At 73.1% G+C, this 19279-nt stretch carries 19 protein-coding genes; 10 read left to right on the top strand and 9 right to left on the bottom strand.

Annotated features, from left to right (window positions below; all coding sequences use genetic code 11):
• Positions 1-24 precede the first annotated feature (24 nt).
• Genes ACH34R_RS00435 through ACH34R_RS00445 form a run of 3 tightly spaced genes read left to right on the top strand, consistent with a single transcriptional unit; the run spans position 25 to position 1660 of the window.
• Positions 25-756 (top strand): hypothetical protein, encoded by a 732-nt coding sequence (locus tag ACH34R_RS00435; protein WP_397559279.1) that lies wholly within the window; start codon positions 25-27, stop codon positions 754-756.
• Between the two features lie 6 nt (positions 757-762).
• On the top strand, positions 763-1452 hold the full coding sequence (locus ACH34R_RS00440) for a hypothetical protein (RefSeq protein WP_397559280.1): 690 nt from the start codon (positions 763-765) through the stop codon (positions 1450-1452).
• 10 nt (positions 1453-1462) lie between these two features.
• Positions 1463-1660 (top strand): hypothetical protein, encoded by a 198-nt coding sequence (locus tag ACH34R_RS00445; protein ID WP_397559281.1) that lies wholly within the window; start codon positions 1463-1465, stop codon positions 1658-1660.
• A gap of 83 nt (positions 1661-1743) precedes the next feature.
• On the opposite strand, the gene ACH34R_RS00450 is transcribed toward ACH34R_RS00445, so the two are convergent.
• The 4 genes from ACH34R_RS00450 to ACH34R_RS00465 form a co-directional block, all read right to left on the bottom strand.
• A complete protein-coding gene (locus ACH34R_RS00450; protein WP_397559283.1) occupies positions 1744-3111 on the bottom strand; it encodes an NAD(P)/FAD-dependent oxidoreductase in 1368 nt (455 codons plus the stop codon).
• Positions 3095-3340, bottom strand: coding sequence for a WhiB family transcriptional regulator (locus tag ACH34R_RS00455; RefSeq protein ID WP_397559284.1), 246 nt, complete (start codon positions 3338-3340; stop codon positions 3095-3097). Before ACH34R_RS00455 ends, ACH34R_RS00450 begins: the two co-directional genes overlap by 17 nt.
• Before the next feature lie 41 nt (positions 3341-3381).
• Positions 3382-3804 (bottom strand): ATP-binding protein, encoded by a 423-nt coding sequence (locus tag ACH34R_RS00460; RefSeq protein WP_397559285.1) that lies wholly within the window; start codon positions 3802-3804, stop codon positions 3382-3384.
• Between the two features lie 164 nt (positions 3805-3968).
• The gene (locus tag ACH34R_RS00465) at positions 3969-4754 is read right to left on the bottom strand and encodes a SigB/SigF/SigG family RNA polymerase sigma factor (protein WP_111169271.1); all 786 of its coding nucleotides are present in this window, start codon (positions 4752-4754) and stop codon (positions 3969-3971) included.
• A 275-nt stretch (positions 4755-5029) separates the two neighbouring features.
• Between ACH34R_RS00465 and ACH34R_RS00470 the strand changes: the two genes are divergently transcribed.
• On the top strand, positions 5030-5413 hold the full coding sequence (locus tag ACH34R_RS00470; RefSeq protein ID WP_397559286.1) for an STAS domain-containing protein: 384 nt from the start codon (positions 5030-5032) through the stop codon (positions 5411-5413).
• Positions 5414-5422: 9 nt separating this feature from the next.
• Here ACH34R_RS00470 and ACH34R_RS00475 read toward each other — a convergent pair whose 3' ends face one another.
• Positions 5423-6145: an ANTAR domain-containing response regulator gene (locus ACH34R_RS00475; protein ID WP_397559287.1), complete on the bottom strand. Its 723-nt coding sequence runs from the start codon at positions 6143-6145 to the stop codon at positions 5423-5425.
• A 108-nt stretch (positions 6146-6253) separates the two neighbouring features.
• On the opposite strand from ACH34R_RS00475, the gene ACH34R_RS00480 reads away from it, so the two are divergent.
• From ACH34R_RS00480 to ACH34R_RS00495, 4 genes are all read left to right on the top strand, one after another.
• Positions 6254-8131 (top strand): SpoIIE family protein phosphatase, encoded by a 1878-nt coding sequence (locus tag ACH34R_RS00480; protein ID WP_397559288.1) that lies wholly within the window; start codon positions 6254-6256, stop codon positions 8129-8131.
• A 60-nt stretch (positions 8132-8191) separates the two neighbouring features.
• Positions 8192-8611, top strand: coding sequence for an STAS domain-containing protein (locus tag ACH34R_RS00485; protein WP_397559289.1), 420 nt, complete (start codon positions 8192-8194; stop codon positions 8609-8611).
• 167 nt (positions 8612-8778) lie between these two features.
• Positions 8779-10005, top strand: a complete 1227-nt coding sequence (locus ACH34R_RS00490) for a glycosyltransferase (protein ID WP_397559290.1) — start codon at positions 8779-8781, stop codon at positions 10003-10005.
• A gap of 88 nt (positions 10006-10093) precedes the next feature.
• Entirely contained in the window at positions 10094-11578 is a 1485-nt protein-coding gene (locus ACH34R_RS00495) for an AAA family ATPase (RefSeq protein ID WP_397559291.1), read from the top strand.
• A 15-nt stretch (positions 11579-11593) separates the two neighbouring features.
• Here the strand turns inward: ACH34R_RS00495 and ACH34R_RS00500 are convergent, their stop codons facing one another.
• Entirely contained in the window at positions 11594-12658 is a 1065-nt protein-coding gene (locus ACH34R_RS00500) for a PucR family transcriptional regulator (RefSeq protein ID WP_397559293.1), read from the bottom strand.
• Positions 12659-12739: 81 nt separating this feature from the next.
• Here ACH34R_RS00500 and ACH34R_RS00505 point away from each other — a divergent pair, with 81 nt between their 5' ends.
• Together ACH34R_RS00505 and pruA are read left to right on the top strand one after the other, a co-directional pair.
• Entirely contained in the window at positions 12740-13666 is a 927-nt protein-coding gene (locus tag ACH34R_RS00505; RefSeq protein ID WP_397559294.1) for a proline dehydrogenase family protein, read from the top strand.
• 15 nt (positions 13667-13681) lie between these two features.
• Complete coding sequence (pruA, locus tag ACH34R_RS00510) at positions 13682-15307, top strand: L-glutamate gamma-semialdehyde dehydrogenase (RefSeq protein ID WP_397559295.1); 1626 nt, start codon at positions 13682-13684, stop codon at positions 15305-15307.
• A gap of 64 nt (positions 15308-15371) precedes the next feature.
• Here pruA and ACH34R_RS00515 read toward each other — a convergent pair whose 3' ends face one another.
• The 3 genes from ACH34R_RS00515 to ACH34R_RS00525 form a co-directional block, all read right to left on the bottom strand.
• Positions 15372-15668, bottom strand: a complete 297-nt coding sequence (locus ACH34R_RS00515) for a hypothetical protein (RefSeq protein WP_397559296.1) — start codon at positions 15666-15668, stop codon at positions 15372-15374.
• A gap of 86 nt (positions 15669-15754) precedes the next feature.
• On the bottom strand, positions 15755-18412 hold the full coding sequence (locus ACH34R_RS00520) for a hypothetical protein (RefSeq protein ID WP_397559297.1): 2658 nt from the start codon (positions 18410-18412) through the stop codon (positions 15755-15757).
• Positions 18402-19268 (bottom strand): DUF4132 domain-containing protein, encoded by an 867-nt coding sequence (locus ACH34R_RS00525; protein WP_397559298.1) that lies wholly within the window; start codon positions 19266-19268, stop codon positions 18402-18404. Before ACH34R_RS00525 ends, ACH34R_RS00520 begins: the two co-directional genes overlap by 11 nt.
• Positions 19269-19279: the final 11 nt, after the last annotated feature.

Below are 19279 nucleotides of genomic sequence, written 5' to 3' on the forward strand. Positions count from 1 at the left end.
CAGAAATCGACCCGGAGGCAGGACATGTCCACCGAGACCTTGATCTGGGTGGCCGTCGTCGTCGCCGTGGTGGTGGCGATCGTCGCAGTCGGCTACGTCGTACTGCAGCACCAGCGCCGGCACCGTCTGCGCGAACGCTTCGGCCCCGAATACGAACGGACCATCACCGAGCGCGAGAGCAGGCGCGACGCCGAGCGGGAGCTGCGCGCCCGCGAAGAACGCGTCGCCGAACTGGACATTCGTCCACTCACTCCGGAGGCCCGTCAGGGATATGCCGCGAAGTGGGCCGAGGTGCAGGAACGCTTCGTCGACTCCCCCGGATTCGCGGTGACGGCGGCCGACCAGCTCGTCACCTCCGTGATGCGGGATCGGGGCTACCCGACCGAGCGGTTCGAGCAGCGGCTTTCCGACCTTTCGGTCACGCACGGCCGCACCCTCGACCACTACCGCGAGGCACACGAGATCAGCGGCAGGGCCGCCAAGCAGAGGGCGTCCACGGAGGAGCTTCGCCAGGCGATGGTGCACTACCGGGCGTTGTTCGACGAACTGCTCTCAGAAGACGGCCGGCAGGCGACCGGGAACCCGGAGGGCACCGCGGACCGGCCCCGCGTACCGACCCAGCAGCGACGGCCCCAGCAGGAGCAGCCGAGCGCGGCGGGCGGTCGTTCCGGCGGCCATTCCGAAGGCCGGGGGCACGCCGAGCCGGACGACTTCATCGCCGAGCGCACGGCCAACCGCGAATCACGAGGACGGTGAACGATCGTGGAAAGGCGATACGACGACAGGAACGCCCCGCTCGTGGGCGACGAGAAGGAAGACCCGCTGGTGCCCAGGCAGCGTGACGACCTCCCGCCGGAGGCCGCCGAGCGGGCCAGGCGGGAAGAGGGCCCGGGGCCGGTGTACCGGCCCGAGGCGGACGCCGGAGGTCTGCCCGGGGACGCCCCGGGCGAGGTCCGCCAGGGCGTCGAGCCGGAGACCCAGGTCCCACCGGGCCGATTCGAGGCCCCCGGCCGCGAGGAGACCGCGGGTGAGGACACGGGGGTGCCGGTGCCCGGGGAGGAGCCGCGGCCCGGGGCGCACGCGATGGGCCCGGCGGACACGTCCGGGCAGGACGGTGAGATCCCCGAGCCCGCGGAACCGGGAGAGCACGGCCAGCCCGCCGCCGGGCTGACCGCCGCCGACCTGTTCGGGCAGGACGCCGCGGAGATCCAGCGGCGCTGGCGCGACGTGCAGGCGACCTTCGTGGACGACCCCCGGCTGGCCGTGGAGCGGGCGGACGGGCTGTTCGGCGAGGTGGTCGCGGCGATGCGGGAGGCGCTCGACTCGCGCGCCGACCGGCTGCACGAACAGTGGACGAACACCGCCGAATCCGACACCGAGCGGCTCCGGCTGGCGCTGCGCGACTACCGCGCCACGCTCGAACACCTGCTCCACCTGACCGACCAGAAATAGAGGTGACCCCGTGTTGGCAGTCGTCGCCGCCATCGTCTTCGGGCTCGGCCTGTTGCTCGACCTCGTCGGGGTCGAGCTCGGAGCGGGCATCAACGCGACCACGTTCATGCTGCTCGGCCTGCTCCTGCTGGCCCTGCACCAGGCGGGCGTGGGTACGGCGGGCGCCCGGAGCTGGGGCGGAAACTGGCGTGGCCGCGCCAGGCGCTGACCCCAGGCGAAGGACCCGCGAAAGGGCCGCCCTTCCATCGAGGAAGGGCGGCCCTTTCGGATGTCATCGGACGTCATCGGGCGTCAGGTCGGGGGCAGGTCACCGTTGAGGCGGCCGGCGTGGACGGTGGACCGGGCCGCGAACTCGAACTCGGCGCGCGGCCGGGACATCGCGCCGAAGGAGACGATCTCCCTGCGGAAGAACAGCGCGAGCGTCCAGTCGCTCAGCACCCGGACCTTCTTGTTGACCGTCGGGACCCGCGACAGGTGGTAGCTCCGGTGGACGAACCAGGCGAGCGGGCCGTGCAGTTTGTGCCCGTAGATCTGGGCGACGCCCTTGTGCAGCCCCAGGCTCGCCACCGATCCGGCGTACGCGTGCCGGTAGTCGGCGAGCGGGGTGCCGCGCAGGGTGGCGATGATGTTGCCGGCCAGCCGCCGCGCCTGCCGAACGGCGTGCTGGGCGTTCGGCGCGCAGTACTCCCCCGGCCTGGTGAGGTCCGGTACGGCCGCGCAGTCGCCCGCGCTGAAGACGTCGTTCCTGCCCTCCACGTTGAGCCGCGGGGTGACCTTGAGCCGGTCCTTGTCGTCCACCGGCAGGTCGGTGGCGCGCATCAGCGGGTGCGGCCGTACGCCCGCCGTCCACACCAGCGTGCCGGACGGGAACCGGCCGCCGTCGCTGAGCACGATGTCGCCGTGCTCGGCGGTGTCCACGCGGGTGTCCAGGCGGACGTCGATGCCACGGGCGCGAAGCTGCTCCAGCGTCCAGCGGCCCATCTCCTCGCCGACCTCCGGCAGGATGCGGCCGGTGGCCTCGACCAGCACCCAGCGCATGTCCGCGCGGCTGATGCCGGGGTAGTAGCGGCAGGCGTATCCGGCCATGTCCTCCAGTTCGGCCAGCGCTTCCACGCCGGCGAATCCCGCTCCGACGAAGACGAACGTGAGCGCCCGCCGGCGGACGTCCGCCCGGCGGGTGGAGGCGGCCAGGTCGAGCTGGCCCAGGACGTGGTTGCGCAGGTGGATGGCCTCTTCGACGGTCTTGAAGCCGATGCCGTTCTCGGCCAGGCCCGGTATGGGCAGGATGCGGGAGACCGAGCCGGGCGAGACGACGAGGATGTCGTAGCCGATCTCGTAGGACTCCCCTCCGGCCGGCCGGAACTCCACCGACCGCCTGGCGCTGTCGACGCGCACGACCCAGCCGTTGAGGATCCTGCACCGCGACAGCACCCGCCGCAGCGGCACCACCACATGGCGCGGTTCGAGGCTGCCGGCCGCCGCCTCGGGCAGGAACGGCTGGTAGGTCATGTAGGAGTCGGAGTCGAGAACGGTGATCTCGGCCTCCCCCGGGCGCAGCCGGCGTTGCAGGCGCATCGCGGTGTTCAGCCCGACGTACCCGCCTCCGATGATCAGGATGCGGGGCGGGGAACCGCCGGGCGTCCTAGGTCCTCGCGCCATGCAGCACCTCCTCCCGCATCGCGCGGCGTTCACGCTCTGTGGTGCCCGCCCAGATCCCGCCCGACTGGCCGGACTCCACCGCGAAGCGCAGGCACGGCCCGTGTACCGGGCAGTCCGCGCAGATTCGGCGGGCGGCCTTGAGCTGTTCCGGCGAGGGAATGGAGCCGATCGGGAAGAACAGTTCCGGATCGGCGTCCCTGCAGGCTGCGTGCTCTATCCAGCTACCCATGTGCTTCGTCACGCTGACGCAGCTAACCGTGAGTGACCCGGTTAAACCTTGAAGCTCATCGTCACGGTGGTGCCGGACGCGCCGGTCGCGAAGTCGATGCCGGAGCTGAGCCTGCGGGCGACCCACAGGCCCATCCCGCTGGTGGCGTAGGGTCCGGGCGGGGTCGCGCCGGGGCTCGCGCCGTCGAGCGGCCAGTGGCCCTCGTCGTGGACTTCGACCACGAGGTGGTCGCCGGCGCACCAGACGCGCATGGTGGCCCGGCCGTTCCCATGGGTGACGGCGTTGGTGGCGACCTCGTTGACGGCGAGGAGGAGTTCGCCCACCCGGTCATCGGGCATGCCCTGGCGATGGGCGTAGGCGGCGGCGAAATCGCGTGCGCCGGGCAGCCCGGGCAGCCCGAAGGCGATCTGCTCGGCCGCACCCTCGTTGAGCGGCCTTTCATGAGGACGTGAATCCTCGTTCACCCGGGATCGCCTCCCACCTGCGAGGCGGGCGCCGCCTGCGCCCTCTACCTGCGTCATCCTGCTTCTGACCGCCGTGTGCTCTCACCTCCGCCCTCAGGATCGTTGGGTGCCCTGTTTGCGGCAGATTACTCGGTCGCATGGCCGGAAGTGCGGCAAGGGGCGGGTCAAGGCCGATCCTGCCCGGCGAGCAGTTCGCCGCGCAGCCGGTCGAGCACCTTGCGCAGGATGCGCGAAACGTGCATCTGTGAGATGTCGAACTCGGCCGCGATCTCCGCCTGGGTCATGTTGCCGAAGAACCGCAGCAGCAGGATCTTCTTCTCCCTGGCGGGCAGTTCGTCGATCAGCGGTTTGACCGCCTCGCGGTCCACGAGGCTGCTCAGTTCATCGCCCTCTTCCGGGATCACGTCGCCGAGCGCGGCGGCGTCATCGTCGGTGCCCAGCGGGGCGTCCAGGGAGAGGGTGCTGTAGGCGGCGGAGGCGTCCAGGGTGAGCAGGACGTCCTCTTCTGAGATGTTCATACGGGTGGCCAGTTCCGGCACCGTCGGCGACCTGCCCAGTTCCTGGCTCAGGTCGGCGACGAGGCGGTTGAGCTCGGAGCGGCGTTCCTGGTAGAGGCGGGGTACGCGGATGGCCCAGGTGCGGTCTCTGAAATGGCGCTTGACCTCGCCGGTCATGGTCACCACGGCGTAGCCGCGGAAGGCGTGACCGAGGGCCGGGTCGAAGCCGTTGACGGCCTTCATCAGGCCGACGTAGGCGGCCTGGAGCAGATCCTCCAGCGGCTCGCCGCGATAACGGTAGCGACGGGCGATCTCCATGGCCAGGGGCCTGTGCATCTCCACGATCCGCTCGCGAAGCCGTTCCCGAAGCGCCGGATCGATCCGGGGGGCGGCGGCCTCTGCCAGCAGTTCCTCAGCGGTCAGCTCGGTGATGTCGCGCGCGTGAACGGTCATCGCTCGCTCCTCGATATGGACAGCGGGCGCGCGGCCGGCAAGGAGCTCTGGGAAGAGGAAGGGCCCATGGGCGGGCCGTCGGGCCGGCCCATCCGGACACGCTCGCCTCGCGCGAAGTCGAAGACGAGGCCCGCTGCTGGACCTCGGGTGATGCATTCCCGCTTCGTCAAGCGTACGCCACACTTCGGGGTGACAGTAAGGTTGCTCTTGGCCCGCGCGAGCGGCGCTGGCGCCATGCGCCATGGACCGGATGGCGAGGAGACGCACGGGTGGGCATGTCGGGCAACATGCCGGGCGATCTGGATGGCGTCCCGGCCCTCTCACTCACCGCCCGCACGGTGGGCGACATCGCGGTGGTGGAGATCCACGGCACTCTGGACGCCACGACGCGCGAGCAGTTCGCCACGTTCCTGGCCGACACCGCGGCGCGGCACCGCGAGGGCATGATCCTCGACCTGGGCGGCGTGTCGTTCATGGACTCCCGGGCCCTGGGCCTGATCGTCCACTACTGGCAGGCGAGCACGGCGGCCGGGACGCGCTTCGCGCTCGTCGGGGTCCAGTACTCCCGGTCCAAGGTGATGTGGGTCACCGGCCTGGCCGGTCGCCTGCCGCTGTACGACTCGCTGGACGACGCGCTCGCCGGGCTGCGGGAGGGCTGAGCGCGCGGGTCAGCTCGCCGGGCGCTCGTTGCGCTGGTGCTCGCTCACCAGCAGCCTGGCCAGCTCCACCACCTTGATCTGGTGGTGCTGGGAGACCCGGCGCAGCTCGTCGAAGGCGGCCTCGGCCGAACACCCGCTGGCCTGCATGATGATGCCCTTGGCCTGGTCGATCACCGCCCGCCCGGCCAGCGCCTCGTGCATCTGCGCGGCGTCGGTGCGCACCTCGTCGAAGTCCCAGACGTTGCGCAGGGCGACCGTCACCTGTTCGGCGAGCATGCCGGCGAGCGGGGCCACGGCGTTGGCGGGGAAGGCGCCGGGGCGCACGGAGTACAGGGCGACGACGAGCATCGCCGACTCCACGGTGATCGGGATCACCAGCACCGAGCGGACCCCGCAGCGGGTGGCCATTCCCGCGTACCGTGCCCACCTGCGGTCGCTGAGCACGTCGGGGACCAGCACGGGCGCGCCGGTGGACCTGGCCTCCCTGGCGGGGCTCTCGTTCAGGGCGTCCTCGCTCTCGGCGAGCACGATGAGCTCGCTGTGCGAGGCCGACAGCAGGACGCGCTCGGACCGCCACAGCTCCGCGGACCCGCCCGAGCATCCGGAGATGCCGCGTACCAGGGTCTCGGTCAGCCCGCGCAGCACGCTTTCGCTGGATGTGTCGTCGCTCACCCTGGCCAGCGCCGCCAGTTCGCCGGCGAGCGCCGGGCTGATCAAACCTGAGCCGTCCAACGAGCGCGACCTCCTTCCCGGTGTGCCTACATTAATCCCAGCATCGAAGCGCTCGGCCAAGTGTCGTAGCGTCTATGAAGAAGGATCCTTCAGCGGCAAGGATGTGCTTTGACGGAACTGGGTGCCCTTACCTCGCTTGAGCACGCGGTGGCGGACCTCGCCGCACGCGTCACATCCCTGCGCGAAGCCAGGTCCACCTACCCCAAGGACCTGGGCACCACACTCGACGCCGCCCTCGCGGAGCTGGACACCGCGGCCGAGCTGCTCGGCACGGCGCTCGGCGAGCTGCGCAGGAAGCAGCGGCGCGGCGGCGAGCGGGACGGCGGGACGCTGCGCGAGCAGAAGCTCATGCGGCAGATCTTCCGCTCCCTGCCGATCCCCACGGTGGTCATGGACAGCGCGGGCGTGGTCCGCAGGATCAACGCGGAGACGGCGCGGCTGCTGGGCAGCCCCGCGGGCTACCTGATCGGCCGGCCGTTCCCGCTGCTGGTGGACGTGGCGCGGCGGGCGGCGTTCCGTTCGCACCTGAGCGCCGTGCAGCAGAGCGGTCAGCCGGCCTCCTTCCAGACCAGGCTGGCCCACCAGGGCCGGGCGCACACGGTCCAGCTCGCGCTGACCCGGCTGTCCCTGCCGGGCGAGCCGCAGGACATGGTGGTGGCGGTCGCGCTGCCGACGGAGATCCAGCTTCCCGAGCGGCCGGCCGGCCGGGTCGAGATGTCGGACGCGGCCCTGCTGATGGCCTCGGCCCGGCGCAAGGAGCTGCTGGCCCGGATGACCCGCCTGCTGCTGGACGTGGAGAGCCTGCGCGAGCCGGTCGCGCTGTCGCGGGCGGCGCGGCTGCTGGCCGCCGAGTCGGCCGACTGGGTGCTGATCGACGTGGTGCGCGACGGCGTACCGGTACGCGTCACGGTGCTGGGCCCGGCCGAGCAGCCGGTGGGCGACCGGCTGCGGGTGGCCGAGCGGCTGGACCCGGCGGCGGCGCCGGTCGTGGCGCAGGTGCTCGCCCAGGGGTCCGGTGTGGTCCAGGAGATGGTGGAGGACGAGAAGTCGCTGGGCCTCACCCCGGACGGCACGCCGCTGCTGCGCACGCTCGGGGCGGGGTCGCTGATGTGCGTGCCCATCCAGACCGATCAGGCCGCCGAGGGCGCGGTGACGCTGCTGCGGCTCGGCGAGCACGAGCCGTTCACCCTGGCCGACCTGGGGCTGATGGAGGAGATCGGCACGCATCTGGGGCTGGCGCTGCGCGCCCAGCGGGCCTTCCAGTCCAGGAGCGATGCCGCCGAGGCGCTGCGCAGCAGCGTGGTGCCCAGGAGCCTGCCGGACATCCCGGGGTTCGAGGCGGCGGCGATCTACCATTCCGGGTCCGGGCCGGTGACCGTGGGCGCGGAGTTCTACGACGTGTTCCCGGTCAGGGACGGCTGGGGGATCGCGCTGGGCGGGGCCTGCGGCAAGGGCGAGACGGCGGCGTCGGTGAGCGCCCTGGTCAGGAACGGCCTGCGGGTGCTCGGCGGGTTCGAGTCCGATCCGGCCGAGGCGATCCGCAAGGTGAACCAGGCGCTGGTGATGCAGGGCAGCGGCATGTTCGTGATGGCGCTGACCGGCTTCGTGCCCGCTGCCGATCCGGGGCGGAAGATCCGCATCGCCTCCGCCGGGCACCATCCCGCGGCGCTGCTGCGGCCCGACGGCAGCGTCCGTTTCCTGGCGGGCGGCGGCGTGCCGCTGGGCATCGACGACGACGCCGATCTGGCCGCCGAGGACCTGGAGCTGACGCCCGGTGAGACGCTGGTCTTCTACTCCGACGGGCTGGTAGCGTCACGAGATGAGCACGGCGAGCCGTACGGCGAGAGCCGGCTCGCAGACGTGCTCGGCCGATGCGTCGCTCAGTCTCCGGCGACGCTGGTCAAGACCGTCGAGGAAGACCGCAGCGCGTTCTCCGGCGGCCGGTTCTACGACGAGATCGTGATCTTGGCGCTGCGGGTCGCCTGACGAGCCCTCGATGAGGTGACTCATCCCCGGAAAACACTACCGAGCGGGGGGTGGACTAAGATGACGATCTTCTACGGAACCGAGACGATCCACGGCGCGGGCGGCCTGCCCGAGCGCCAGAGGAGAGCGAGCATGGGCGTGGAATACGAGGGTGCGCTCTTTCGCATCCACTCCACGCCGCACCCGCCGCTGCTGCGCGTCGAGGGCGAGATCGACGCCAACTCCGCCGCCCGCTTCCTGGCCGCGCTGCGCGGGGCGGCCCGGTCCTTGGGCGGTGACATCACGCTCGACCTCGGCGAGTTGTCCTTCATCGACCTCGGCGGGCTGCGCGCGATCGTCGAGGTGGCCGGGGAGATCGGCGCGGAGGGCCGCAACCTGGTGCTCTCGCCGGTGGCCCCGCACGTCCGCCAGCTCATCCAGATCATCGGCTGGGACACCGCGCCGGGCCTGAGCCTGCCCGCGGACGAGATCCGGCCGTAAAAACTGTCCGTAGATAACCGACATATACCGCCGAACCCGGCGGATCCGAGGTTTGCATATCGTCCGGTGCCGGGTATGGTCATGAACGTCTGAGGTGCTTAAGACACAGGCACACCTGACGGATTCCTAGGGCTGTTCTCAATCGGCCCGGCTCCCCGAGGTGTGCCGTGAACATAGCAATCGTCGCTTCCGACGCAGTGTCCGCAGGTGCCGTAGACGACTCCGACCGCGCCGCCCAGCGCGCGCATCTGCTGGCCGTGGCCCGCGAGCTCGGCCGCAGCCACCATGTCACGATCTACGGCAGGCTCGACTCGCCCGAGCGCCGTCCCAAGGCCCGTCTGGCCCACGGCGTGACCCTTGAACTCCTGCCCGCGGGCCCGCCCGAGGAACTCTCCGAGGAGGGCGTCCTGCGCTACGCCGGCGACCTCGGCGCGGAGCTGACCCGGCGGTGGGACGCCGAGCGGCCCGATGTCATCCACGCGCACTCCTGGGCCGGTGGGCTGGCCGCGCTCGCCGGGGCCGACGGTCTCAACGTGCCGGTCGCCCAGACGCTGCCCCGGCTGCGCCCGCTGCCCCGCCCCGCCCGCAAGGCGGCGACCGCCAAGGCGGGCGGCGGCACAGGCGGCGACAACGCCACCCGGGTACGGCTGGCCCGCGCCATCGGCCGTACCGCCAGCGCCGTCATCGCCGGCTGCGGCGACGAGGAGGCCGAGCTGATCCGCCTCGGCGTGCCGCGCAGGAGCATCACCGTGGTCCCCTGCGGGCTCGACGTCGAGCGCTTCCGCAGACACGGCCCGTCCGCCCAGCGCGGCAAGCGGCCCCGGCTGCTGCACGTCGGCCCGCTCGGCCCGGAGGGCGGTGCGGCCACCGCCATCCGCGCCCTGGAAGGCGTCCCGGAGGCCGAACTCGTGCTCGCGGGCGGCCCGCCCGCCGACGCGCTCGCCCAGGACCCCGACGCCGACCACCTGCGGCTGCTGGCCAAGGAGACCGGCGTGGACGGCCGGGTCACCTTCCTCGGCCAGGTGCCGTCCGCGACGGTGGCCAAGCTGATGCGCAGCGCCGACGTGGTGCTCACGCTGCCCGACGACGCCAGCGCCGGAGTGGTCGCCCTGGAGGCCATGGCCTGCGGTGTGCCGGTCATCGCCTCCGCCGTGGGCGCCCACCTGGACTCCGTCCTGGACGGGGTGACCGGGATGCTGGTCCCGCCCCGCCGCCCGGCGCTCACCGCCAGGCTGGCGCGCGAGCTGCTGACCGACCCGACCAAGCGTTCCGCGCTGGGGTTCGCCGGTGCCGACCGGGTGCGCTCGCGTTACTCCTACGAGCGGATCAGCCAGGAACTGCTGCGGGTCTACGCCGAGACGATGGGCGAGCCGGAGGTGCCCGCCCTGACCTGACACACTCGCACCGAAATGCCACATCGCCGGAACATGCCCCTCCCGTAACGGGCCGGAGTCTGACAGGCTTGCTCCCACGGGAGGCGGCATGGATTCCAGCGACGCGCGGCATCTGGCGCGGGAGTTACGCGATCTACTTTCCAGCGCGAACCAGCGGCTGCGGGAGGAACGACCGGACGCTCCGGTCGTCTCCCGCGTAACCGGCCACCTCGGCTGCCCGCTCACCGAGGTGATCAGCGTGAGCGAGACCTTTCCCCGCTGGGAGCACGCCAACCTCCAGCGCGGCGTGGACGCCTACCTGGACCGCTACTCCCCCGGCGCCGAGTGGTTCGGCATCGCGGGCGAGAGCCGGCACGGCTACGACTACGCCGACATGCTGACCATGATGTCGCGTGGCTGGGATCGGTTCGATCTGGGGGCGGTCGGCTACGCCACCGCGGCGATCGGGCCGCGCGACACCATGGAGGTGGTGAGCGCCGGGCTGGTCTGCGCGCACGCCCCCGACGGCACGCCACTGGTGATCGGCCTGCGGACCTGGCTGGAGCACGGGCCGCCGCAGTGCCGGATCGAAGTGCTCGCCGCCTCCCGGGACGGCGCGCGGGCGGCCAGGGACGAGATCACCCGCCTGATGCACGAGCACGACGTGTTCCGCGGGCGGATCCTCTCCTTCGCCTGGACCGAGCACCGCGGCAACGAGCTGCTCAGTTTCCTGCCCCGGCCGCAGATCGCGGCCGATGAGGTGGTCCTGCCCGCCGGGCTGCTCGGCGTGGTGGAACGGCACGTCATCGAGGTCGGCGAGCTGGCCGCGCGGCTGCGCGCGCACGGCCGGCACCTCAAGCGCGGCCTGCTGCTGCACGGTCCGCCGGGCAGCGGCAAGACCCACACCGTGCGCTACCTGATGGGCCGGATGACCGGCTGCACGGTGATCGTCTTGACCGGCATGGCGATCCGCCACATCGAGCAGGCCGCGGCGCTGGCCAGGCGGCTCCAGCCGGCGATGGTGGTGCTGGAGGACGTCGACCTGGTGGCGATGGACCGCTCGTTCAACCCCGAGGGCAACCCGCTGCTGTTCATGCTGCTCGACGCGATGGACGGCGTCGGGTCCGATGCCGACGTGGCGTTCGTGCTCACCACCAACCGGGCGGACGTGCTGGAACGCGCGCTCGCCGACCGGCCGGGCCGGATCGACCTGGCCGTGGAGATCCCCAAGCCGGACACCGCGGGCCGGGCGGCCCTGCTGCGGCTCTACTCCCGCGGCCAGCGGCCCGCCTTCGACTCCGACGCGATCGTGTCCCGCACCGAGGGCGCGACCGCGTCGTTCTTCAAGGAGCTGCTGCGCCGCGCGGTGCTACGGACGATCATGGCGGGAGACGACGCGAGCGTCCTGACCGACGCCCACCTGTCCGCCGCGCTGTCGGAGATGCTGGCCGAACGGCAGGCGCTGACCCGCGCGCTGCTCGGGTCCGGGCCGGGCGAGGCCGACCCCGCGCGGGAGACGCCGCACGTGCCGATGGCGGCGCGGGCGGGCGGCCACGGCAGCAGCTTCGTGGTGTACGGCGAGGCCGACGACTGACCCCACCGGCCCGGCTCAGGCGGCCATCCGCGCGGCCTTGAGCGCGAGGTGCAGCCGCAGCCGCGTCTCGCCGTCCGACAGGTCGGCCGCGACCGCGCGCTCGGCCTTGGACAGGCGGTAGTAGAGGGTCTGCCGGTGTACGCCGAGCTCCGCCGCGGCCTGCTGGGCGTGGCCGCCCTGGTCGAGATAGACCTCCACGGTGTGCGCCAGCTCCGGGTCGGTGAGCAGGTCGGCGGCCTCGGCGGCCAGCTCGGCCAGGTCGGCGGCGGGCAGCCTGGCGAGCATCCGGTAGACGCCGAGGTCGGGCCAGGCGGCGACCGGCCCGAACCGCTCGACCCGCTCGGCGACCCGCAGCGCCTGCCTCGCCTCCCGCCAGCTTCGCCACGCGTCGGCCGGGTCCCTCCTCGGGCCGCCGACGCCTGCGGGGGTGCGGTACATCGCGTGGGCCCGCGCGGCGACCTCGGCCGCCAGGGGGGCGGGTACCAGCAGGGCGACCGGGTCTCCCGGCTCGGCCAGCACGCCGCGCGGCAGCGTCCACAGCGCGGTCGTCCGGTCGGGGGCGGCGCGCACCGCGACGGCCGCCACCGGGCCCTCGATGTCGAGCCTGGCCAGCGCGGCGGCCCTGCGCTCCGGATCGGCCGACAGCAGCTCGCGCAGGCCGCGGCCCAGCTCCTGGCGGTTGCGCGCCTCCAGGGCCAGCAGGCCGGCGGCGTCTTCGGCCAGCGGGGCGATCCGCGCCAGCATCGCGTCGGGGACGCCGCCGCCATCCGCCGGGTCGAGCAGCCACAGGTAGCCATAGGTCACCCCGGCGCGGCGCAGCGGGACGCACACCCGGGCCAGTACGCCGAGCGCGTCGTCGGCGGGGATGCGGATCGGGCCGGGCGCGGTGGCGATGCCGTACCCCTCGAAGTAGGCGCGTACCTCGTCGGTGGCCCGGCGGCGCAGAATAGAGTCACGGCGGACGGCGTCGATGTCGCCGCTCTGCGCCGCGTAGGCCAGGAGCTGGAAGGCCCGGTCCTCCAGGGTCGCCGACGCGCCGAGCACCCGCGCGACCTCGTCCACGGTTTCCTGGAGCTCCACCTCCTCATCGTACATTTGTATGAAGCACCCGGTGCGCTTGTCCATGGTGCCGGGCGGAACCACCTTCATAGCCTTGGGGACATGCTCGGTTCACTGCTTCTGGCCGGCTCGCGCAGCCGGCTCGTACGGCGCGCCGTCTCCGGTTTCCCGCCGAGCCGCCGGGTCGTCGGGCGGTTCGTGGCCGGTGACGACACGGCGGCGGCGGTCGCGGCCGCGCGGCGGCTGACCGGCGCCGGTCTCACCGTGACCATCGACCACCTCGGCGAGGAGACCCACGACGCGGGGGCGGCGGCGCAGGCCGCCAAGGCGTACGTCATCCTGCTGGACGCCCTCGCCGGGCTCGGCGAAGGCCGCGGGGCGGAGGTGTCGGTCAAGCTGTCCGCCGTCGGCCAGGCCCTCGGCCCGGACGGCGACGCCATCGCACTGGACCACGCCAGGGAGATCTGCTCCGCGGCCCGCGCCGCCGGTACGACGGTCACCCTGGACATGGAGGACCACACCACGGTCGACTCCACCCTCGGCATCCTGCGCGAGCTGCGCGCCGACTTTCCCGGCACCGGCGTCGCCGTGCAGTCCTACCTGTTCCGCACCGAGGCCGACTGCCGCGACCTGGCCGGGGAGGGCTCGCGGGTGCGCCTGGTGAAGGGCGCCTACGCCGAGCCGCCCTCGGTCGCCCACCAGAAGAAGGACGACGTCGATCGGGCGTACGTGCGATGCCTGCGGATCCTCATGGCGGGGAAGGGGTATCCCATGGTGGCCACGCACGACGATCGGCTGATCTCGATCAGCGAGTCGCTCGCCGCCCGCTTCGGCCGTGAGCGCGGCGATTACGAGTACCAGATGCTGTACGGCATCCGGACCGACCGGCAGGCGGCGCTGGCGGGGGCGGGGCACACCGTCCGGGTCTACGTGCCCTACGGCGACGACTGGTACGGCTACTTCATGCGCAGGCTCGCCGAGCGCCCGGCCAACCTGGCCTTCTTCCTGCGCTCGCTCACGTCCAAGTGAAGAGGTTCCACCATCATGGATGCGATCAGCAACGTCCCGGTCCCGGCCAACGAGCCGGTGTACGGCTACGCGCCGGGCAGCCCCGAGCGCGCCGCGCTGGAAAGCCGGCTCAAGGAGCTCGGCGGCACGCGGCTCGACATGACCATGACCATCGGCGGTGAGCGGCGGATGGGCGGCGGCGCCGAGATCGAGGCGGTGCAGCCGCACAACCGGGCCGCGGTGCTCGGCCGGCTGGCCGAGGCGACTCCGTCCGACGTGCGGGCGGCCATCGACGCGGCCACCGAGGCGGCCCCGGCGTGGCGGGCGCTGTCCTTCGACGACCGCGCCGCCGTCCTGCTCAGGGCGGCCGACCTGCTGGCCGGGCCGTGGCGGCAGACGCTCAACGCGGCCACCATGCTGGCCCAGTCCAAGACCGCCTACCAGGCGGAGATCGACGCGGCCTGCGAGCTGATCGACTTCTTCCGGTTCAACGTCGCGTACGCGCGGGCCCTGCTGGCCGAGCAGCCGATCTCCTCTCCCGGGGTGTGGAACCGGATGGAGTACCGGCCGCTCGAAGGGTTCGTGCTGGCGATCACGCCGTTCAACTTCACCTCCATCGCGGCGAACCTGCCGACCGCCCCGGCCCTGATGGGCAACGTCGTCGTCTGGAAGCCCTCGCCGACCCAGCAGTTCTCCGCGCACTTCATCATGCGCCTGCTGGAGGAGGCCGGCCTGCCGCCGGGCGTGATCAACCTGGTCACCGGCAACGGCGCGGCCGTCTCGGAGGTCGCGCTGCGCGACCCGCGGCTGGCGGGCATCCACTTCACCGGTTCCACCGCCACCTTCCAGCACCTGTGGTCCACGGTGGGCGCGGGCATCACCGGCTACCACGGCTACCCGCGCCTGGTGGGCGAGACGGGCGGCAAGGACTTCGTGGTGGCCCACCCCTCCGCCGACCCCGCCGTGCTCTCCACGGCGCTGATCAGGGGTGCCTTCGAGTACCAGGGGCAGAAGTGCTCGGCCGCCTCGCGCGCGTACGTGCCGCGCTCGGTGTGGGGCCGGATCCGCGACGACTTCGTCTCGACCGCGGAGTCGCTGACGATCGGCGACGTGGCCACCGACCTGTCGCTGTTCATGGGCGCGGTGATCGACGAGCGGGCGTTCGCCAAGCACAAGGCCGCCATCGACCGGGCCCGCGCCGCGGACTCGGTGAACGTGCTCACCGGCTCCTACGACGACTCCACCGGCTACTTCGTGCGGCCCACGGTGCTGGAGTGCGCCGACCCCACCGACGAGATCTTCGTCAAGGAGTACTTCGGCCCGATCCTGGCCGTGCACGTCTATGACGACGCCGACTACGACACCATGCTGGACCAGATGGAGGGCGTCGCGCCGTACGCGCTGACCGGGGCGGTCATCGCCCAGGACCGCCGGGCCGTCGCGGCCACCGCCGAGCGGCTGCGCTTCGCCGCGGGCAACTTCTACATCAACGACAAGCCGACCGGCGCGGTCGTCGGCCAGCAGCCCTTCGGCGGCGCCCGCGCCTCGGGCACCAACGACAAGGCCGGCTCCATCTTCAACCTGATCCGCTGGGTGAACGCCCGCGCGATCAAGGAGAACCTGATCCCGCCGACCGACCACCGCTACCCGCACATGGGGTGATATTCCACAAGATGCCCCGGCGCCCTCAACCGGGCACTGGGGCATCGAAGCGCGTTGGCGCCGGTCACCTTTCGTCCGCCATTCCGTACATGCGGCCACGCGCACGGCGCGCGAAGGCGGGAACCCCTGCTCTGTCCAGAGCATCCACAATGTCCAGGGGGGTCATGGGTGGACGGCGTTTTCCGGACGCCATCCGGGCCAGCACATCCATCACCTCATGAGGACTCTGACTCAGCAGTGAACACAGGTAGGTGTCGGGTTCGGCAACGGTCACCCCGTGGCGGCCAAGGAAGGCTGCCGGGAAATCCGCAGTGTTCCACGTGACCAGAGTATGGGCACGGCCCGCGATGGCGGCGGCCATGTGATGACGATCGTCGAGATCGGGGCCTTCTCCATCTGATCGACCAGATGCTTGTAACCTCCATGGTGTCGAGTGCGCTGACCTCGCTATCCGCACATGGGGTGAGAGTCGCCCGCCGCCAGTGCCGTCAGGCGCAGGTGCAGGTCGGCGGCCTGGCGGGTGAATCCGGTCAGCCCGGCCCGCAGCCGGGGGTGGGTGGCCAGTTTCTCGATGAGGTGGGCCGCGCGGGGTAGTTCGGTGCGGGCCGGGTCCGCGGCGAGGTCGGCGGTGGCGGCGTCGAGCAGGGCGCGTACCGCGGCCTCGGAGACGGTCCGCAGCCGGGCGGAGGCGTCCGGGTCGCGCGGGGAGAGGAAGTGCCAGAACGCGGGCGGCGGGACGATCGGTGTGCCCCGCGCGGCGAGCCGGGCGGCGGGCGGCACCCAGCGGTCGCCGGTGCCCGCCGCGACCTGCCAGTGCGCCGCCTCGCCCGTCTGGTCCACCAGCCACACCAGCGTGTCGCCGGCCAGCACGCCCATGCCGTGGCGGCCCGCGTGCGGGAGTTCGATCAGGCCCCAGGGCACCGCGCCCGCCCGGCCGCGCGGCTCGGCCCTGCGGCCGTCCACGCCCTCGATGACGTAGCGGCCCTCGGTGTGCCCGTTCGCGCCGTCGCCGGTCCGCCTGCTGACCCGAAAGCCCACCAGCGTGCCGTCCGTGCCGAGCGGGGTCCGCCGCACCCCTTCGGGCAGGGGGGCGAGCGTACACGCCTCGACGGCCCAGGCGCGGCCCGCCGGGAGCGGGGCGCGTTCCAGGAAGCCGGGCAGCGAGGCCCGGCCCAGCTCGCCGGTGGCGGGGTCCAGCTCGCGTAGTTCCGGGCGCCACGCCTCCGGCTGGCACCAGTACGTCACGCCGTCGCACAGCAGCCGCGGGGTGTCGGCCAGGCGCGGCTCGCCAGGGCGCAGCGCCCGCCTTCCGGTGACCCGCGCGCCGGAGGCGTCGAGGAACGCGAAGCCGTACCCGGACCTCGGCCGCAGCGCGCCGCCCACGCGGGGCACCGGGCCGGGGGGCGTCCGGGCCGGGCCCGCCGTCCAGTAGCCGCGTGCCGTGCGGTGGTCGTCCCAGACCACCAGGAACTCCCCCGCCGAGTAGACCACGGTGAAGGACTCGGCCGTGGCGGGCAGCCGCAGGTCGTGTTCGGCGATCCGGCCGGCCGGGCCGACCGCGACCGCGCGGTGCCGGTCGTAGACGGTGAGCACCGGCCAGCTCGGGGTGATCTCGGCGTCAGGGCCGAGTTCGTCGGCGGCGGCGTCCAGGTCGTCCCAGCCCAGCTCGTCCAGGATGCCCGCGCGCAGGGTGCGGGTGAGGGTGACCGCCACGTCCGCTCCCTCGATGGCCTCGCGGACGCCCTCGGGCATCGCCGCCATGCCCGCCGCGCCCGGCGGCAGCCCGCTGGAGAGGCGCTGCACGGCCTCGCGGGCGTCGGCCAGCCCGCCCCGGGCGATCTCGCCCGCCTCGGCGGCCACCCAGTCCCTGACCAGCGGGCGCAGCGCCGCCACGTCCAGCAGCGCGCCGACCCCGTGCCGGGCGGCGAACGCGCCCACCGCGGCGCTCAGCAGCCGGGCGTGGCGCGGGTCGGCGCCGATGGCGGCCAGGTCGCGCTGCCGGTGTTCCAGCCAGCGGCCCAGGTCGATGGTGTGACCGGGGGCGGGGTCGGCCACCGGGAACCCGGCGGCCAGGCAGGCGTCCAGCAGGTCGGCGTCGATGATGCCGGAACGCAGGGAGCCGGCCGGGCGTACCGGCTCCTCGCCCGGCTCCAGCCGGGTGACGAGGGCGAGCAGGAGGGGCGGGGTGCGGCCGGTGCGCCTGCCCCGCTCCAGGTGGGCCGCCATGCGGGTGAGCCAGCCCGCGGCCTCCGCACCGGCCAGGTCGGTGAGCGCGCCGGTCTCGTCGAGCAGGGCGAGCCACCACTCGTCCATGTCGGCGTCGGGGAACAGGTGGAGCAGGGCGTGCCGCGGTTCGGAGAACCGCTTGGCCAGCCGCACCAGCCGGGCCCGGTTGGCCTTCCAGAACGCGGCGGAGGCGTGGCGGGTCGCGGGGGCGCGCAGCAGCAGGGCGAACGCGCGGCGCTCCGCCTCCACCGGGTCCAGCCCCGCGGCCTTGGCCATCGCGCGGACCTGCCGGGGCAGCGCGGGCCAGGGCGGCAGGCCGCCCCCGGTGTAGCCGGCGACCAGCTCCAGCAACTCGGCGTAGGCGCGGGCGGGGGCATGGCGCTCGGCCAGCCCGGCCGCGTACCCGGCGACGGCCTTGGCGGGCAGCGCCCCGGCGAGCGCGAACCGCAGGTACGCCGCGCGCCGGACGTCCTCCGCCACCACCAGCCCGTGCTCCTCCTCGGCCCGCCTGGCACGCAGGAACATCGCGCCGGCCCGCTGCGGCCACCCGGCGTCCAGACAGTGCCCGGCCACCTGCTCCCAGAAGACGGGCACCTCGGCGACATCGAGACCACGAGCGATGACCTCGGCCCGCTCGGCCACCACGGCGGCCCGCACACCGCCCCGCCGTACCAGAGGCGCCACCCCGGCCGCCGCCACCACACCCCCGCCCGTCCGCGGCTCGTGCCGTGTGGCCGGTGGAGGCGGGGTGAAGCCGAGCGTGGCCATTTCGTGGTCCGTGGCCGGCTCGCGGGCTTGTGTCGTGGGTATCACGACGACCCGGCCGGCGCCGAGGTTCGGGTGGTGGTACGTGCGGGCCCTGAGCGGGTCAGTCGGCATCGCTCACCCGGCCCGCGTGCAGGAGTTCGGCCATGCGCAGTCCTTCCGACCAGGCGATGGGCCCGACGCGGGGCAGTGGGATGGGCTCGCCGGAGTCGCCGGTCCAGATCAGTTCGCCGGTCCAGGCCGCGGCCTCGGGCGGGCCCGCGCCGAGCCAGAACCAGGCCCGCACCCACGTCCCGTCCTCGGCGACCGCGCAGGTGGCGTACCCGCCGGACAGGGCGAACCCGAGCCGGGCCGCGCGCCCCGTGGCCTGGCGGAGTTCGGCGAATCTGGCGTCGGAGTAGGCGTGGCAGGCCGTCCCGGTCACGTCGTCCGGCTTGCCGTGCAGGGTGCGGGCGAGTTGCGGTACGCCCTGGGTGAGGCCGAGCTTGGCGGCCAGTTCGCGGGCCCCGGCGAGGTCACCGAGGGTGAGCGGGTGGGCGATCCGCAGCTCGGCGCCGGGCGCGACGCAGCGGGATTCGCCGTCCAGGCTCACCGTGCCGATCCGGCCGGCGTCGTCGATCCCGGTGAGCAGCGCCACCCGGCCGCCCACCGCCACCACCAGGCCGGTGAGCGCGTCCCGCCAGGCGGGGTCGGGCCACAGCCCGCGCAGCAGGCCGGCGGGCACGGGCCGCGCGCCGAGCATCCACCGCTCCACCTCGGCGCGGCACCCGGCCGCGTGCCGCTGGAGATGATCGCGCAACGCGGTCAGCTCCTCGGCGGCCCGGCTCTCCCTGACCGCCTTGGGCACCGCCTTGCGCGGCCTGCCGTCGCCGTCGCGGCAGATCAGCCGGTCGCCGTCCAGCGCCAGCTCATGACCGGCGGTGGCGGGGACCCACACGTGCTCGTCGCCTGTCCCGGGGGCATGCGGCATGCCGCACATCC

It is taken from the genome of Spongiactinospora sp. 9N601 (assembly GCF_044326295.1).
In the GTDB taxonomy this organism is placed as follows: domain Bacteria; phylum Actinomycetota; class Actinomycetes; order Streptosporangiales; family Streptosporangiaceae; genus Spongiactinospora; species Spongiactinospora gelatinilytica.

Bases quoted from the DNA above. Each gene is read 5' to 3' on its own strand.
- ACH34R_RS00435 (WP_397559279.1), top strand. From the start codon at position 25: ATGTCCACCGAGACCTTGATCTGGGTGGCCGTCGTCGTCGCCGTGGTG.
- ACH34R_RS00450 (WP_397559283.1), bottom strand. From the start codon at position 3,111: ATGGCGCGAGGACCTAGGACGCCCGGCGGTTCCCCGCCCCGCATCCTG.
- ACH34R_RS00455 (WP_397559284.1), bottom strand. From the start codon at position 3,340: ATGGGTAGCTGGATAGAGCACGCAGCCTGCAGGGACGCCGATCCGGAA.
- ACH34R_RS00465 (WP_111169271.1), bottom strand. From the start codon at position 4,754: ATGACCGTTCACGCGCGCGACATCACCGAGCTGACCGCTGAGGAACTG.
- ACH34R_RS00470 (WP_397559286.1), top strand. From the start codon at position 5,030: ATGTCGGGCAACATGCCGGGCGATCTGGATGGCGTCCCGGCCCTCTCA.
- ACH34R_RS00485 (WP_397559289.1), top strand. From the start codon at position 8,192: ATGACGATCTTCTACGGAACCGAGACGATCCACGGCGCGGGCGGCCTG.
- ACH34R_RS00495 (WP_397559291.1), top strand. From the start codon at position 10,094: ATGGATTCCAGCGACGCGCGGCATCTGGCGCGGGAGTTACGCGATCTA.
- ACH34R_RS00505 (WP_397559294.1), top strand. From the start codon at position 12,740: ATGCTCGGTTCACTGCTTCTGGCCGGCTCGCGCAGCCGGCTCGTACGG.
- pruA (WP_397559295.1), top strand. From the start codon at position 13,682: ATGGATGCGATCAGCAACGTCCCGGTCCCGGCCAACGAGCCGGTGTAC.
- ACH34R_RS00515 (WP_397559296.1), bottom strand. From the start codon at position 15,668: ATGGCCGCCGCCATCGCGGGCCGTGCCCATACTCTGGTCACGTGGAAC.
- ACH34R_RS00520 (WP_397559297.1), bottom strand. From the start codon at position 18,412: ATGCCGACTGACCCGCTCAGGGCCCGCACGTACCACCACCCGAACCTC.
- ACH34R_RS00525 (WP_397559298.1), bottom strand. From the start codon at position 19,268: ATGCCGCATGCCCCCGGGACAGGCGACGAGCACGTGTGGGTCCCCGCC.